Genomic DNA, 14296 nt, shown 5'->3' with positions numbered 1-14296 from the left:
CTCCGGCCACCCACCCGCGCCCGGCGACGGAGGAAGGCCTACCCCGACCGAACGGGACAGCGACCCGAGCAGCCCCGCAGCCACCGCAAGAAAGGGGACGTTTCGTAGGGTCCCCGCGCCCGTGTCCCAACATCGTTTAACGCCTGGACGCCGGCGCCAAGAGCGCTACGCGTCGCTACGCGATGGCCTACGGCCACTCCTGACACCACCGTCCAGGCGCTAAGCGCAGCAGGGACAAGGGAACGGGGAGGTGTGGTCGCGCACGATGTCTCATGGCTGCGATTGGCTCAGACTTCTCACCTGTGACTTGACATCACAACAGGACAAAAACAACCACCCAAGGTAGGCATCATGTTGTGATCTTGGTCACTCAGATTGGTGTGCCAGCTTGACATCGCATGGGTGAACAAAGTCGCAAAGGACCAGGTCAGCGACGGAGCGGCAACACGGGCACCATCTCTACATATACGCACGAGCCACGCCAGCGACGCTACATCTAGTGCGAACATAGGTTCGACTTACTTGCGGGTGACGATCGAGGGTGGTCTTCTTCTGGAAGACGCCGAGCGCGGCGCGCAGACGACAGAGGTGAGCACGAGCATGAGCCTTTCGTACGACCACCGGCAGTTGGAGACAAAGCAAAAGGCTCAAGCCGACGCCATGAAGAGGGCAGCAGATCTTCGAACCAAAGAATCGCGCAAGCGCATCGAGGCCGCGAAGGCAGAAGAGTCAGCCGCGCGCACGAGCAGTCAATCTATGGCCCGAAGCAAGAGGCAAGAAGCGGCTCGTGCGCTTGAGGCGGCGAATAAGTATGGCAAGGACGCTTCGGCGCTGGAAGTTAAGGCCGCGGGCTACGGTGCGGAGGCAGCCAAACTTCAGGTGAAGATCGCAAAGGCTCAAGCAGACGAAAGCCAACGAGCCGCCCGTCAGCAGGCACTGGCTCAACGTGCGGCGATCGCAGAACAGCGCAGAATGGTCGATCAGATCGCCATGACGCAAAGTAGGGTCGCCAAGACCGAAGCGATGACTGAGCAGGCGATTCGTGCGATCGGCGCACCCAAATCTGAGAAACTTCGCATTCTCATGCTCGGTGCGTCTCCCGAGGGTGATCTGCGAATCACCCGCGAACACAGCCGCATCCGCAAGGCAGTCGAGACATCGCTGCATCGCGACCAAGTGGAATTCGACTTGCGTTTGTCTGCCACTCGACAGGATCTGCAAGAGGGAATTGTAAAATTTCGCCCGCATATCGTGCATTTTTCGGGTCACGGAAGCGAGCAGTTGATCTCGTTCGAAGACGATGTAGATGAGTTTCACGCTGGCGTAGTTGTGACTGCTAGTGCATTCGCCTCAGTGTGTGCGGCTACTGACGATCCCCCTACGTTGATTGTGTTCAACGCCTGTCACACCGCCAGTACCGCGGACTCCCTTGTGGAACGGTTCGCTCCTGCGGCCGTTGGCATGAAGGACGGCATCGAGGACGGCGACGCTCTCGCATACGCGGCGGCGTTGTACTCCTCGATCGCCAATGGACAGTCGCTCTTGGCTGCCCATGCAGCCGGCAAAGCCGGGATTGAGGTTATCGGCGGGGAGCATGAGTTGCCGTACCTGGCACTCGGCTCAGGGGTCGACCCTGCTGCCGTCAGGTTGGTCAAAGTGCCGTAGCGCACTCGTTAGGCGATGTCATTGGAACATGGGGCATTATCGGTTCCGGTTCAGCACAACTTTAGTCCGAGGTCAATAATCGGGCTGATGTTGATTTTCAGCCCCGGAACCTTCGGGTTGTCTGCCCAGATTTCATCGATCTTTTTTCCTCGATTCTTTGTCATCGCAGTTCCATTAACGTCGTAGTTGAAACCATTCGCGGTGAAGGTGACCGCCCCGTTCTGGCATCGAACTATGCCTGCGTCAACCGTGAGTGGCCACTTCTCCCCAAAGTCCTCTCGCCGAACTTCGCCCGGTTCTCTTCTTGCTTGCGTCGGATTGCGAGTCTGGTTCGTGGTTGTGGTAGGTGCAGGCGCGGATACAGATAAAATTGTGGACGTCGGTGTAGCGGTGGACACGGTCGGATCTATACTCGATCCACTTGGGGGCGCCTGTGTGCTGCAACTTCCAGCAAGTGCGGCAACCAAAAGAAATGATAGATGTTTGGCGGTCTTCGGGTTCATCGGCCCTCCCGAATATTGCTTATATGTAGGTCGGCGCAATAGCTCCGCATAGGCAAGCTTGCGCTTCATTTCGTTGGGTGACAGGCGAGCTCTGATGTTAGGTGGGAGAAATAGAAGTTCTGCGCAAGGCGATCGGCAAGAGTGCCTCCTGGGCTTGTCCCAGCTTGCGATGGTCCGTCAGCGTTCCATCCATGTGGCGGCTCCAGGCCAGATTTGATGCATCGAGAAATGCCACGCCTATACTCACGTCGCGCTCTACGAGCTGTCCCCAAGTGTCGCACTGCCAGTTTGCAAGCTCAGAACCTTCCTTGAACCGATAGTGGTCAACAGCCTCCTCCTTAATCAGCTGATCCTTCGCGGTCTTCAGTAGGTCCTGCTCCACTTTGTAGAGCGCTATCGGCTTCTCTGTCGGCCCGAGTGTTCCTAGTTCCGTGTGGACTATGCCCGGCAGCTCACCTATTTGATGCCATGGCACTCGGCAGCGGACAGTCACGCCGTAAACCGGCAGATTGCTGGCATTATTGAAGTACACGTGTGGGACGCCAAACGCGTCGGCGGTGATCCACACGCATACCTGGTTTGCCTGTTGTTGACGGTCTGCATTGACCCGCCTCTGCTCATCAGAGCGTAGGTATGTGAGCTGCTTGTATGCAGCCTTGGCGGCACCGGCAGCTGCACACAACGCACCGAAGGTGCTGACCCCAGCAATCCAGTCCGGCACCGTGCCCCAAGCTACCGACACACCGGACTCCTACTGTTGGACAACGGCGAGCGCAAACACGTACGTAGAACATCGAGCGACTGAGCAGGCTGTTACGTGGCGCGGGACCATCACGGGACACCAGCCAGCTCACCTGGCATACATGCAGGTAGACGAGCTGCTATTGCCGTCTCCAACTGCCGCACGATGGAACTCCGAACCTATGCCGACGAGCTGCCCCTAGAACACGGCCGTGCTGTCCGCGTGCTGTAAGCCCAGGTCAGCAGGGGTACGTCACGGCCAATCGTGACTGACCCAGTTCGCAGGTCAGGGCCTCGACGTGGCCTGCCGCAACGGGTTCCCAAGCTGTAGAGGCGGGTTCGATTCCCGTCACCCGCTCCACTCGAAGGCCCAGGTCCGTGCGACCTGGGCCTTCTTTTTGATCTCACGCCTGGGCGCTCATCCATCGGGAATGAAAATTTCGATTGAACCGTCCGGTTGACAATTTTTCTGAACGACCTGGAATGCTTCACTCGATCAGGTGACGCTGGGCGAGATCAGCCAGAAACGACAGGTAAGAAGTAACCCTCACGGTCACTCCGTCGATGAGGGTGAAGTACCCCCGATCGGATGGCCAGTTCGCAAGATACCGCTCTGCAATCCAGGATTCACTCGGAGTGATTCCTGAGGTCTTCGGAGGTGGAATGTTAGTCCTGAGCGGTTCGGCGTTTCCGGTTCAGGAGTGGGGCGAACTGGACCACGACGCCCTGGGCGTCGAAATGCGGAAGCTTCGAGAAAAGGTCACCGGCGTGACCGACACGGTGATAGCCGCATCCGACGGGATCCCCATCCTCGCCGACATTTCGAGAAATGTCGAAGCCGCCCACATCTCCGCGCTGGCCGCCACCGAGCTCGGAGTCGCACGCCAGGCAGCGGAGCTGACAGGTCTGGGCCCGCTCAACCAGACCGTGGTGTTCGGCAGCAAGGGCTACCTGGCCGTCTTCGCCATCGGCAGACTGTCACTGCTGGTCGTGCTCGGGGACAAGGGCCTCAACCTCGGCCGCCTGCTCCACGAGTCCCAGACCGTGGTCGAGCGGGTCGGGGCGATCCTGGCCTCCTGACACATGACGACGCTCGGCTCATTGCTCTCGTCAACGATTTCTTCTGCATGGAGACGTGTCCGCATGCGACCGAGACACCGGAGATCGGCCACGTCGTCCCAACCATCAGCCGACCCAGGAAAGTTGATTCAGATGAACATCGATATCGCGTTGAAAGAAGCCATGTCCATCGCCGGTGCCGTCGGTGTCGCACTGGTCGACTACGACAGCGGAATGTCGCTCGGCTCCAGCGGCGGCGGTGACTGGCTGAACCTGGAAATCGCGGCGGCCGGAAATACGGAGGTCATCCGGTCAAAACTCCGGGTGATGTCGTCTCTCGGGCTGAACGACAGCATCGAGGACATCCTGATCACGCTGCACCGCCAGTACCACCTGATCCGCCTCATGGGAGGCGTGAAGTCGCGGGGTTCTCTTTTCCTGTACCTGGTGCTGGAAAGAGATGGCGCAAACCTCGCCATGGCTCGGCACCAGCTCAAGCGCATCGAATCCGAACTGGTGGTCTGAGCCGAGGCCGATGGGTGTCCGCGAGGCGCGCGGACACCCATCGGCACGAGAACGTCACCGACTGGCTGGACCAGATGGACGTGCCGTACTGGCACCCGTCCGAGATCAAGACCGGCAGCTCCTCGCTGGGCGATCAGCTCCGCACGGCCGTGCAGAAGTGCTCGGTGTGCGTTTTCGTCGCCACCCATGCGTCGGTGCGGTCGAGCTGGTGTGGCGCGGAGCTGGGGGCGTTCTGGGGCGCCAGCGTGCCGATCATCGTGTAGCTGGCCGACTCGTCGCTGCCGGAGAAGGACCTGCCGCCGATCCTCCAGGGCGCTGCCTGGGAGCGGAAGCTGTCCGTCGTGGCGACCAGAGCGGCTGAGCTGGACGGCCAGGACCGCGCCGTTCCTGAGGCGAGCACGCTGGTCTCGAACATGAACGTCTCGCAGCTGGAGAAGGTCCTCGTCGGCGCGCTCTCGCTCGTGCTGGCACAGGACAAGGAACCGTCAGGGCTCGACATCTCACAGGCCGCGGGCCGCGTCCTGCGGGCGGGCGTTGCCGTCGGCCTGCTCGAAGGTGACGACTGGAAGCGGCACATCCTCTGGGTCGACGACCATCCCGACAACAACCGGCACGAGCGGACCGCGTTCGAGTCGTTCGACATCGAGTTCACGCTCGCCACGTCGACGTCCCAGGCCATGGCTCTGCTCAGTCACCGCCGGTACGGGGCGATCATCTCGGACATGGGCCGGGCCGAGGGGCCGGAAGAGGGCTTCGCACTGCTGAACCAGCTCCGGGCGAACGACCAGGCGACGCCGTTCTTCCTCTACACCGGTCCGGCAGCGCGTGAGTACCAGCTCGAAGCGGCGGCCCGTGGCGCGCAGGGCGTGACCGCGGACCCGAGCGAACTGGTGGACATGGTCACCAAGGCACTGCGTTAGTCGACCGGCAGGCCCCACGGCCGCCGGTCCAGCTCCACCCAGCCACCACCACGAGCCAGCGCCGCACGCACCCCGGCCACGTGGTCGGCGAACGAGGCGAGGTCGCCGTGCAGCAGTTCGGCGCGTTCGACGTCCAGAGGGTGTGTGTCGTCGTGCCACAGGTCGACGGGGAACGAAGCGACGAACGGCATGGACTGCAGGAGTTGCAGCAGCGCCACGGAGGGCTCGGAGGCCTCGGCGAGGTAGTCCAGGCGGATCGATTCGCAGGCCGCGAGCAGGTCGCGGACCTGGCGGATGGCGTCGGCCGGGGTGCCGTCCCACGACGGGTCGGGGTAGACGCGGTCGCTCAGCTCAAGCCACAGCCGGAAGCCGGCGGCCAGTTCGGCCTCGTCTGCAGGAAACCACGCACCCATGGCATCCACTGTGCATGCGTGACGGCGCATGAGTCTCGTGGTGATGACGCACGCCACGGCAACCATCGGGTCACACACGCGTCTTGAAGCGCATGACGCGCGTCTGGCAAGGGCTTACCGTGCTGCTGAGTCTCGCGATCGGGCTCCTGGTCGGGCTCGTCCTCACCCAGCTCGCTGTGCCGGCGTTCAAGTACGAGGTTGCTGAGCACGCGACGCTGCTCACACGCGTGCTGGCGTACGGGTTCCTGTTGGTGCCGCTCGCGGTCGTCACGGTCCTGAAGAGTCCGTATCCGGTCACGCACACGTGCGGGCTCGTCGTCGGTGCCTCGGCCGTCCTGGCCCTCACGACGCTGACGTACACGGGTACGCCGATGCCGTACATATGGCTCGCGGCGGCGACCCTGTTCGGGTGCGCCGCCGCGAGGATCATTCAGAAGGAACGCGTTACGCCTTGACGGCTTCCACGTCGTCGGGAGCGTCGGACTTCAGCGAGTCGATCAGTGCGTCGCGCTCGGCCGAGGGTTCCGGCTTCGCGAAGCCGATCACCAGGTACAGGACCAGGGAGACCAGCAGCGGCGTCGAGACGATCAGGGCCTGAGAGACGGCGAAGTCCTTCAGGAACTGCTGTTCGACGTAGAGGAACACCCAGGTGCTCAGGCCACCGATGGTCGACGTGAGGGCGGCGGTCGGGCCGACCTTGCGGAACCACGGGAGCAGGCCGAGCATCAGCGGGATCGCGATCGGGCCCATCGTGGCCGCAACGAGGGCGATCACGACCTTCAGCACGAAGCCCTTGGTGTCCGCCGTCAACGCGATGGTCATCGACAGGCCGATGAACAGGAACGTCGTGATGCGCGCCAGCTTCAGCTGCGCGTCCGCGGTCATCGCACGGGCGCCCTTCCAGATGCGCGGAAGGATGTCACGGGTGATGACGGCGGTGATGACGTTGGCGTCGGAGGAGACCATCGCCATCGTGTGCGAGAAGAAGCCGGCGAGGACGAGGCCCACCATGCCCGCGGGGAGCATGGCCTTGCCCATCTCGACGTAGGCCTGCTCCGCGTTCGCCTCCATGCCCGGCACGATCAGCGGCGCCGCCCACATCGGGAAGAACAGGATGAGCGGCCACACCAGCCACAGCGCGGCGGAGAGCAGGGCCGAGCGCTTCGCGGCGAAGCCCGACGGGGCCGCCATGTAGCGCTGGGCCAGGTTCCACATGCCGCCGTTGTACTCCAGCGTCTTGATCAGGAAGAGCGCCATGAAGAACGTCAGCGTGTAGGGGCCGGTCAGCGGGTCGCTGTGGCTCTCGGGGAGCTTGTCCCAGATCGTCCACATGAAGTCGATGCCGCCGAAGTGCGAGGCGACCGCGAAGAACATCGCGAAGCCCGCGAGGCCCTGGATGATGAACTGGCCGAAGTCGGTCAGCGCGTCGGCCCAGAGGCCGCCCAGCACCGAGTAGACCATCGTGACGACGCCGACGAGCGCGATGCCCACTGGGATGTCCACGCCGGCGAAACCCTTGAGCAACAACGCCACGGCTACCCACTTGGCCGCGATGTCGACGACCTTCAGGCCCGCACCGGCCCACGCCATGAGCTGCTGCGTCGGCACGTTGTAGCGGATGGCCAGGTACTCGAGCGGCGACTTCACGTCGTGCTTGGCGCGCAGCCGGTTCCAGGCGGGCGCCCAGAGGAAGGCGCCGATGCCGACGCCGAGACCGATCGTCAGCGACCACCAGATGTAGACCGTGAGACCGAGCCGGTACGCCTCCGCCGCGAAGGCGACGAACATGACGGCGCTGTACCCGGACATGTGGTGCGAGATGCCCGACAACCACCACGGCATCTTGCCGCCCGCGGTGAAGAAGTCGGCGATGTTCTTGATCCGCCCGCGGGACCAGAGCCCGATGCCGACCATCACCACGAAATATCCGGCGACCACGATCCAATCGAGGGTGCCCATGTGACCTCCTTGCGTGCACACACGTGTGCCCGCGAGAGCGCACCAGGCCTCGGGCGGCGGAACCTGGCACATCCGCACGGGATATGTGACGTAGGTCTTACGAGACTGTTGCCCCGGGATGGAAGACCCCAGCCAGTCTTGAATCACATTCGTGACCCTTGTTCACCCACGTGAACCGGCTATTCCGCGTCACACGACCAGGGGAACCACGTCTCACCTCCAGAAGCACGAACGGAGGTGCTGATGCTCCCGCCCGGCCGGCCTGCCCCCGGCGTCGCGCTGATCGACCCCGTACCGCTCTACCGCGAAGGCCTGTCCGCGCTCGTCCGGCGGACCCCAGGCCTGCGGTGGCTCGGCTCGACGGGCGATCTGCACGCGGCCGTTCGCCTGCACGAACGACTGCGCCCCGACGTGCTGCTCGTCGACTCCGTGCTCGACCCGGTCGGGCATCTGGCCCGGCTGCTGGTCGAACGCGACCCGACCCTGCTGGTCATCGGACTCGTCAGGGACGCCCACTCGCACGCGAACTACGTGACCTCCGTGCTGGAGGCGGGAGTGCGCGGCGTGGTGCCGCGAAGCGCCCAGCCGGAGCAGATCGTGCGGGTGATCGCGGAAACATGCCGTTCACGCGGCTACGTGCACCCCGACCTGCGACCGAAGGAACGACCGACGCTGACCCGGCGCGAGTACGAGGTGCTCACGCTCATCGCGGACGGCCTGGAGAACCAGCAGGTCGCCGACGAGCTCATCGTGTCCGTCGAGACCGTGCGCACCCACGTGAAGGGCATCCTGCGCAAGCTCAGTGCGCGCGACAGAACGCACGCCGTGTCGCTCGCCTACCGGTCAGGACTGCTGGTCGGCCGCCCACCCGTGTTCGAGTAGCCCGAACACCTCGTCCGCGACCCGCTCGCGGTCCTCACGCCCGAAGATCACGTCCCGCGCCTCCAGCGCGAACCGAGCCAGCGCGGCGCACCTGACGTCGTCCTCCGGCGCGCCGATCTCGCCGGCGATGACCCGCGCCAGCCGCACCTGGTGGCGCATCCACATCCGGTGCTCGTACTCGCGCAACGCGGGCGTCGACTCCACCAGCCGGTGGAAGCTGACGAACAACGGGTGGTCGGCGTGCCCCGAGGCCATGCCCACGAAGTGGTCCCGCAGCGCACGGGGGATCGACTGCCCGGCCGGGCGGTTCCGCACGGCGTCGACCAGCGCCGTCTCCTGCTCCTCGTCCTCGTCGAAGAGCAGCGCCTCCTTGCTCGGGAAGTGCTTGAACAGCGTCGTCACCGACACGTCCGCGCGGTCGGCGATCTCCTTCACACCCACGTCGTCGAACCCTCGCGCCAGGAACAGCTCCAGCGCCGCGTCGGCGATCGACTGGCGGGTCTGCAGCTTCTTGCGCTCACGGCGGCCGAGTTCGGTCACCGCCCGATCCTAGCGTGCGAGTTGAGCCACTTCAAAAGTGTAGTGATTGCACTTTTGTAGTTGATACGGTTTCATCGATGGCATGACCACGCCACGCATCGCCATCGCAGGAGCCGGCCTCGGAGGCCTCACCTGCGCCCGAGTACTCCAGTTGCACGGCTTCGACGACGTCACCGTGTTCGAGCGCGAGAGCTCACCCGACGCCCGCCAGCAGGGCGGCACGATCGACCTGCACGCCGACAGCGGCCAGGAGGCGATCCGCGCCGCCGGCCTGTTCGACGAGTGGCGCGCGCTCGCCCGCTTCGAGGGCCAGGAGCAGCGCAAGGTCGACCACGCCACAGCCGCGTTGATCGAGCACGAACCACCTGAGGGCGACTTCCGGCCCGAGATCGACCGCGGTCAGCTCCGCGACCTGCTGCTGGGATCGCTCACGCCGAGCACCGTGACGTGGGGCCTGGGCATCAAGGCTGCGACACCGGGCGAGGTGACCTTCCTGGACGACTCGACCGCGTCGTTCGACCTGGTCATCGGCGCGGACGGCGCCTGGTCACGGGTGCGCGCGGCCTTGTCGGACGCCATCCCCGAGTACACCGGCGTGATGTTCGTCGAGACCCGGCACGACAACGACGAGCAGCTGCTCGACCTGACCGGCCAGGGCACGATGGTCGCCGACCACGAGGGCCTGATGCTGTGGTCGCAGCGCAGCAGCGGCGACCACATCCGCGCGTACGCGTGCATGCGCGCGCGTGAGGATTGGAGGCCCTCCAACAGCGAGCTGCTGCACCTCTACGAGGACTGGCACCCGTCGCTCCAGGCCTTCCTCGCCGGCGACCTGGTCCACCGCCCGCTCTACGCGCTGCCGGTGCCCCACACGTGGGAGAACACGCCGGGCGTGACACTGCTCGGTGACGCCGCCCACCTGATGCCACCGCTGGGCGTCGGCGCGAACCTCGCCATGGAGGACGCCGCCGAACTGGCGCTCGCGATCACCGAGCACGGTGTCCGAGACGGTGTGCGGGCCTACGAATCTGTCATGTTGCCGCGCGCGATCGACGCACAGGAGCGCACGAACGCGGGACTGCGCGACATGGTTCCTGAGCGCCCGATACGCGTCTGACCGGCTCTCATGCCCGATTCAGGGTGCGCAGAGGACTGTCTACTTCGCCACCAGTGGGTGGTCGCCCTTGCCGGGGTTACTGTCGAGTAATACCCTGTTGTTACCGGTCAGTAGGCGACCCCGCCGCGACCCTGAGGAGTGAGCTGACGAGATGGGCCACTACAAGAGCAACGTCCGGGATCTCGAATTCAACCTGTTCGAGGTCTTCAACGTGCAGGACCACCTCGGCAAGGGGCCGTTCGAGCAGTCCGACGAGGACACCGCGCGCGGCGTTCTGGCCGAGATGAAGACGCTGGCGGAGGGTCCCCTCGCGGACTCGTTCGCCGACGCCGACCGCAACCCGCCGAAGTACGACCCGACGACGTTCACGGCGACCCTGCCGGAGTCGCTGAAGAAGTCGTACAAGGCGGTGTGGGACGGCGAGTGGTACCGCATGTTCCTGCCCGAGGCGCTGGGCGGCTTCGGCACGCCTCCCTCGGTCGCCTGGGCCGCGTCCGAGATGATCCTGGGCGCCAACCCGCCGATCTACATGTACCTGGCGGGCCCGAGCTTCGCGACGGTCGTCTACAACAACGGCACCGAGCGCGACAAGCACTGGGCGCAGATCATGATCGACCGCGGCTGGGGCGCCACGATGGTGCTGACCGAGCCGGACGCCGGTTCCGACGTCGGTGCCGGTCGCACCAAGGCGATCAAGCAGGACGACGGCTCCTGGCACATCGAGGGCGTGAAGCGGTTCATCACGTCCGGTGACCAGGACCTGACCGAGAACATCATGCACCTGGTGCTGGCGCGCCCCGAGGGCGAAGGCGTCGAGGCCAAGCCGGGCACCAAGGGCCTGTCGCTGTTCCTCGTGCCGAAGTTCCACTTCGACCCGGAGTCCGGTGACCTGGGCGAGCGCAACGGTGCCTTCGTGACCAACGTCGAGCACAAGATGGGCATCAAGGCGTCCACCACGTGCGAGCTGACGTTCGGCCAGCACGGCACCCCGGCCAAGGGCTGGCTGCTGGGCGAGGTGCACGACGGCATCGCGCAGATGTTCGACGTCATCGAGTACGCCCGCATGATGGTCGGCACGAAGGCCATCGCGACGCTGTCGACCGGTTACCTGAACGCGCTGTCCTACGCCAAGGAGCGCGTGCAGAGCGCCGACCTGACGCGCATGACGGACAAGACCGCCCCGCGCGTCACCATCACCAACCACCCGGACGTGCGCCGCAGCCTGATGCTGCAGAAGGCGTACGCCGAGGGCCTGCGCGCCGTGTACCTGTACACCGCGACGTTCCAGGACAAGGTGATGCTCGGCGGCGACGACGCCAAGCTCGCGGCCCAGGTCAACGACCTGCTGCTGCCGATCGTCAAGGGCGTCGGCTCGGAGCGCGCGTACGAGCAGCTGGCGCAGTCGCTGCAGACCCTGGGCGGCTCGGGCTTCCTGCAGGAGTACCCGATCGAGCAGTACATCCGGGACTCGAAGATCGACTCGCTGTACGAGGGCACCACGGCCATCCAGTCGCTGGACTTCTTCTTCCGGAAGATCATCCGCGACAAGGGCCAGGCGCTCGCGTTCATCAACGGCGAGATCCAGTCGTTCCTCGACAACGAGGGCGGCAACGGTCGCCTGAAGGAGGAGCGCGCACTGCTCAAGCAGGGTCTTGAGGACCTGCAGGGCATGCTCGGCGCGCTGGTCGGCTTCCTGACTTCGTCGCAGGAAGACGTCCGCAACCTCTACAAGGTCGGCCAGAACTCGGTCCGCCTGCTGATGACCGCGGGTGACGTGCTCGTCGGCTGGCTGCTGCTGCGCCAGGCCGAGGTCGCGCTGCAGAAGCTCGACGGCGCGCCGTCGGCCAAGGACAAGGCGTTCTACGAGGGCAAGATCGCCGTGGCGTCGTTCTTCGCGAAGAGCGTGCTGCCGGAGCTCACCGCCCGCCGCAAGATCGCCGAGTCGACCGACAACTCGCTGATGGACATCGACGAGAACGTCTTCTAGGACGCGTCTCGCTCGAACAGACGACGGGTCCCCGCACCTCCTGCCCGAGGTGCGGGGACCCGTTTCTCATCTACAGGGCCATGATCAGCGGTCCGGCGACGGCACCGATGTTGAGCGCGGCCGTCGCGTAGGAACCGGCCATCGTGGGCGCACCCGCCGCGTGGTGCAGCACGCGGGCGATCAACGTGCTGCCGACCGCGAACGACACCGCACCCAGCACGAAGACCAGCGGCAGCAACACGAGCGGCTCGTTGCCGAGCACGTCGAGGCTCACCCAACCGATGAGCACCAGCGGTCCACCGAACGCGACGACAGGCCGTGGCGAGGAGTCGGCCAGCCTGCCGCCGACGGTGACGCCGACGAACGACCCGATCCCGAACAGCACCAGCGCGACCGGCACCCACCAGTCGCTCAGCCCGGCGACGTCCGTGACGACCAGCGCCAGAAACGTGAAGTGGCCGAACGTCACCGCGTTCACCAGCACCGCGAGCACCATCACCAGCGCCAGCCGCGGCTTGGCGAGCTCGGCGAGCTCCGGTCGCAGCGCGGGCGTGAAGACGCGGTCGCGGTTCGCCGGAATCCCTTTCAGGACACCGATCGCCGCCGGTGCGCAGAGCAGGGCGACCGCGAGAAACGTTGCACGCCAACCGAGCGCGGTGCCGAGCAACGAGCCGCCCGGCACACCGGCGATCGTGGCCACGGTCGTTCCTGACAACAACACGGCGAGCGCGCGCCCACGCCGGCGCGGTGACGCGAGCGTGGAAGCCGTTGTCAGTGCCACGGCGAGAAAACCTGCGTTCGCGAGCGCGGCGACGACCCTGGTGGCGAGCAGCACGCCGAAGTTCGTGGTGATGGCCCCGGCCACGTGTGCGCCCAGGAAGACGATGACGAACCCGAACAGACTGAGGCGCGGCGACCAGTTGCGGGTGAGCACCGCCATCAGCGGTGCGCCTATGACCATGCCGGCGGCGAACGCCGAGGTGAGCAGCCCGGCAGTGCCGACGGACACGCCGAAGTCGTCGGCGATGGCCGGCAGCAGACCGGCGAGCATGAACTCGGAGGTGCCCATGGCGAACACGGCCAGGGCAAGCAGGTACAGCGAAAAAGGCACGGAACGGCTCCGGAGGCGAAGAGGTTTTCGGGGCTGACGGCTAGACCGCAGCCCCGAACCTGTTCGCCTCCGGAGTCACCACGAGCAGCACGCTACTGGCGATGCTCTGGTCGGCGCACGCCGTTATTCCCTCAAAGCCCTCGCCGCGACGAAGCAGTAGACGCCGAACGCGGCGATGCCGATCGCCACGGCCGCGAGCAAGAACATGCCGTAGGGCTGTGCTGCCAACGTGTGCAGCGCCTTGTCCATGCCGCCGGACTGCTGCGGGTCCGCGTTGATCGCGGCCAGTCCGATCAGGACACCGATCACGCCGTACGCGAACCCCTTGCCGATCCAGCCGATCCGGCCGACGGGTTCGATCCACGACGGCGCGCGGCTCATGTCGAGGTCCTTCTCGAAGGACTTCTTGATGCCCTTGTAGATGATCACGCCGGCGGTGATGAGCACGCCGATCGCGACCGCGCCGACGATCAGTTGGCCGCCCGGCCACGCCATGACCTGTGCGGTCAGCTCCTGCTGCTGCTGGGTCGAGTCTCCGGAGCTGCCGCTCGTCGCGTACTTGAAGGCACCCAGCGCGATCGCGCCCGCGGTGATGGCGCGTGCGACGGAGCCGATGCGCTTGGAGATCCGTTTGCGCTTCTTGCCGATGTACGAGTAGCCGACGCACGCCAGCAGCAACTGCCAGAGCGCGAAGAACACCAGGCCTATGCCGACCGTCCACAACAGCCAGGCGCCGTTCTTGGCGAGCTCGCTCAGCGCGCCCTTCGAGTCCGTCTTCTCCGCGTCCGTGCCGAACGCGACCTGGAGCGCGAGCCACGCGACGAGCACGTGGACGGCTCCGTACACAACCATGCCCGCCCGCCCCAAGACCTGG

The 14296-nt window shown here is 65.2% G+C and carries 15 protein-coding genes and 1 pseudogene; 9 read left to right on the top strand and 7 right to left on the bottom strand.

Going from position 1 to position 14296, the window contains the following annotated elements:
• Nucleotides 1-522: 522 nt before the first annotated feature.
• Nucleotides 523-1665 (top strand): hypothetical protein, encoded by a 1143-nt coding sequence (locus LFM09_RS46985; protein ID WP_414103153.1) that lies wholly within the window; start codon nt 523-525, stop codon nt 1663-1665.
• A 50-nt stretch (nt 1666-1715) separates the two neighbouring features.
• Here LFM09_RS46985 and LFM09_RS46980 read toward each other — a convergent pair whose 3' ends face one another.
• Complete coding sequence (locus LFM09_RS46980) at nt 1716-2168, bottom strand: DUF2511 domain-containing protein (protein WP_414103152.1); 453 nt, start codon at nt 2166-2168, stop codon at nt 1716-1718.
• A 97-nt stretch (nt 2169-2265) separates the two neighbouring features.
• Nucleotides 2266-2910, bottom strand: coding sequence for a hypothetical protein (locus LFM09_RS46975; protein WP_414103151.1), 645 nt, complete (start codon nt 2908-2910; stop codon nt 2266-2268).
• A gap of 662 nt (nt 2911-3572) precedes the next feature.
• On the opposite strand from LFM09_RS46975, the gene LFM09_RS46970 reads away from it, so the two are divergent.
• The 4 genes from LFM09_RS46970 (at nt 3573) to LFM09_RS46955 (ending at nt 5413) form a co-directional block, all read left to right on the top strand.
• The gene (locus tag LFM09_RS46970) at nt 3573-3989 is read left to right on the top strand and encodes a roadblock/LC7 domain-containing protein (RefSeq protein WP_414103150.1); all 417 of its coding nucleotides are present in this window, start codon (nt 3573-3575) and stop codon (nt 3987-3989) included.
• A gap of 132 nt (nt 3990-4121) precedes the next feature.
• Complete coding sequence (locus LFM09_RS46965; RefSeq protein WP_414103156.1) at nt 4122-4493, top strand: hypothetical protein; 372 nt, start codon at nt 4122-4124, stop codon at nt 4491-4493.
• A 14-nt stretch (nt 4494-4507) separates the two neighbouring features.
• The gene (locus tag LFM09_RS46960; RefSeq protein ID WP_414103149.1) at nt 4508-4756 is read left to right on the top strand and encodes a TIR domain-containing protein; all 249 of its coding nucleotides are present in this window, start codon (nt 4508-4510) and stop codon (nt 4754-4756) included.
• A 78-nt stretch (nt 4757-4834) separates the two neighbouring features.
• Entirely contained in the window at nt 4835-5413 is a 579-nt protein-coding gene (locus tag LFM09_RS46955; RefSeq protein WP_414103148.1) for a response regulator, read from the top strand.
• Here LFM09_RS46955 and LFM09_RS46950 read toward each other — a convergent pair.
• Nucleotides 5410-5826, bottom strand: a complete 417-nt coding sequence (locus tag LFM09_RS46950) for a hypothetical protein (protein ID WP_414103147.1) — start codon at nt 5824-5826, stop codon at nt 5410-5412. The two genes, LFM09_RS46955 and LFM09_RS46950, sit on opposite strands and share 4 nt — an antisense overlap.
• Before the next feature lie 92 nt (nt 5827-5918).
• Between LFM09_RS46950 and LFM09_RS46945 the strand changes: the two genes are divergently transcribed.
• Complete coding sequence (locus LFM09_RS46945) at nt 5919-6281, top strand: hypothetical protein (protein WP_414103146.1); 363 nt, start codon at nt 5919-5921, stop codon at nt 6279-6281.
• Here the strand turns inward: LFM09_RS46945 and LFM09_RS46940 are convergent.
• On the bottom strand, nt 6271-7785 hold the full coding sequence (locus tag LFM09_RS46940; protein ID WP_414103145.1) for a sodium:solute symporter family protein: 1515 nt from the start codon (nt 7783-7785) through the stop codon (nt 6271-6273). The genes LFM09_RS46945 and LFM09_RS46940 overlap by 11 nt on opposite strands.
• Before the next feature lie 243 nt (nt 7786-8028).
• On the opposite strand from LFM09_RS46940, the gene LFM09_RS46935 reads away from it, so the two are divergent.
• The gene (locus tag LFM09_RS46935; RefSeq protein ID WP_414103144.1) at nt 8029-8667 is read left to right on the top strand and encodes a LuxR C-terminal-related transcriptional regulator; all 639 of its coding nucleotides are present in this window, start codon (nt 8029-8031) and stop codon (nt 8665-8667) included.
• On the opposite strand, the gene LFM09_RS46930 is transcribed toward LFM09_RS46935, so the two are convergent.
• Entirely contained in the window at nt 8629-9207 is a 579-nt protein-coding gene (locus LFM09_RS46930; protein ID WP_414103143.1) for a TetR/AcrR family transcriptional regulator, read from the bottom strand. The two genes, LFM09_RS46935 and LFM09_RS46930, sit on opposite strands and share 39 nt — an antisense overlap.
• Nucleotides 9208-9289: 82 nt before the next feature.
• Between LFM09_RS46930 and LFM09_RS46925 the strand changes: the two genes are divergently transcribed.
• Together LFM09_RS46925 and LFM09_RS46920 are read left to right on the top strand one after the other, a co-directional pair.
• Nucleotides 9290-10324: an FAD-dependent oxidoreductase gene (locus LFM09_RS46925; protein ID WP_414103142.1), complete on the top strand. Its 1035-nt coding sequence runs from the start codon at nt 9290-9292 to the stop codon at nt 10322-10324.
• Between the two features lie 151 nt (nt 10325-10475).
• Complete coding sequence (locus LFM09_RS46920) at nt 10476-12311, top strand: acyl-CoA dehydrogenase (RefSeq protein WP_414103141.1); 1836 nt, start codon at nt 10476-10478, stop codon at nt 12309-12311.
• Nucleotides 12312-12387: 76 nt separating this feature from the next.
• On the opposite strand, the pseudogene LFM09_RS46915 reads toward LFM09_RS46920, so the two are convergent.
• Together LFM09_RS46915 and LFM09_RS46910 are read right to left on the bottom strand one after the other, a co-directional pair.
• Nucleotides 12388-13422, bottom strand: a pseudogene (locus tag LFM09_RS46915) (Cmx/CmrA family chloramphenicol efflux MFS transporter); the annotation flags it as partial.
• 123 nt (nt 13423-13545) lie between these two features.
• Nucleotides 13546-14274, bottom strand: coding sequence for a DUF1206 domain-containing protein (locus tag LFM09_RS46910; protein ID WP_414103140.1), 729 nt, complete (start codon nt 14272-14274; stop codon nt 13546-13548).
• Nucleotides 14275-14296: the final 22 nt, after the last annotated feature.

Origin of the sequence: Lentzea alba (assembly GCF_047445655.1) — a bacterium.
Classification (GTDB): domain Bacteria; phylum Actinomycetota; class Actinomycetes; order Mycobacteriales; family Pseudonocardiaceae; genus Lentzea; species Lentzea alba_A.
The sequence above is the reverse complement of the archived record's forward strand: the minus strand, read 5'-3'. Positions and strand labels throughout refer to the sequence as shown.